A 1,119-nucleotide genomic window follows, 5' to 3' on the forward strand; every position below is an offset into this window, starting at 1 on the left:
GGGCGAGCCCGGGGATCTCGCCCGAGAGCACGTCCACCCCGGGAGACAGCACCAGCCTGTCGTAGGGCAGCGCGCCGCCGCCGCCGAGGCGCACCACGCGCCGCACCGGGTCGATCGCGGTGACGCGGTCGCGCACCACGCTGACGCCGTGGCGCGCTGCCAGCATCTCGTAGGACAGGGTAATGTCGCCGATGGTCTTGCCGCCGGCCAGGACCAGGTTGGAAAGCGGGCAGGAGACAAAGCTGGCGCAGGGCTCCACCAGCGTGACCTCGATGCCCTGTCCGCTCCATTCGCGCAGGTAGCGCGCGGCGGTGGCGCCGCCATAGCCGCCGCCTACCACCACCACCTTTGCCCCGCGGGTGGCGCCGATCGCATTCGCGCCGAGCGTGCCGAACAGGGCCGTGCCGGCCAGCGCGCCGAGAAATTCGCGTCTTTGCATGGGAAGTCTCTCCTTGGCGGGTGGCCAGGTCAGCGGACGGTGGCGAACCAGCCCGCGATGGCCTCGATCTGCCGGTCGCTATAGCCCCTGGCGATCTGCTGCATCACGGTGGCCTCGCGCCTGCCCTGCTTGAATTCCTGCATTTGCCGGATCAGGTCGGTGCTGGCTCGCCCGGCCAGGGCCGGCACCACGCTCCCCTTGGGAGCGCGGCCGGCAGGGCCGTGACAGCCGAAGCAGGCGGCGGCCCAGTTGCGCGCCTGGAGCACGGTGGTGTCGGGCGCTTGCGCGCGAACGCCGCAAGGCAAGGCCAGCAGCGCGAGGGCCGCCAATGCGGCCAGCGTGGGGATCGGGTTCATGGCGTTCGCTCCAGGGTGCCGCCGGGGATGCCAGTACCAGCCCGGGCGGCGTTGCTGCGCAGCAACCGCGCAGGCCCGCGCCGGATGCACCGCGAAGGCGTGCCAACCCTAACACATCGGCGCAGGCGGATGTGATGCAAAATCCTCAGATCGAACTGCGCTGACTGCAGCGCCTGACGGGCTGCGAGGGATGAAAAACGGTGGGAAACAAGTGGAAACAAGCCAGGAACCTGGCACCAAGGCAGCTTGCATCGGGCTACTCAGGGGCCGGCACGGCGAGGCCGGCCGCTGCAACGGGTACGCCTTGCCGTCCTGCGCCGGCGT

At 70.5% G+C, this 1,119-nt stretch carries 2 protein-coding genes; both read right to left on the bottom strand.

Going from position 1 to position 1,119, the window contains the following annotated elements:
* Positions 1-439: FAD-dependent oxidoreductase (locus tag P3W85_RS35360; protein ID WP_276268179.1), on the bottom strand; the 439-nt coding region annotated here is incomplete at its 3' end.
* A 29-nt stretch (positions 440-468) separates the two neighbouring features.
* The gene (locus tag P3W85_RS35365; RefSeq protein ID WP_276268180.1) at positions 469-795 is read right to left on the bottom strand and encodes a c-type cytochrome; all 327 of its coding nucleotides are present in this window, start codon (positions 793-795) and stop codon (positions 469-471) included.
* Between the last annotated feature and the right edge of the window lie 324 nt (positions 796-1,119).

The organism is Cupriavidus basilensis (assembly GCF_029335485.1).
Classification (GTDB): Bacteria; Pseudomonadota; Gammaproteobacteria; order Burkholderiales; family Burkholderiaceae; genus Cupriavidus; species Cupriavidus basilensis_E.

Coding starts and splice junctions, on each gene's coding strand:
- P3W85_RS35365 (WP_276268180.1), bottom strand. CDS start 795: ATGAACCCGATCCCCACGCTGGCCGCATTGGCGGCCCTCGCGCTGCTG.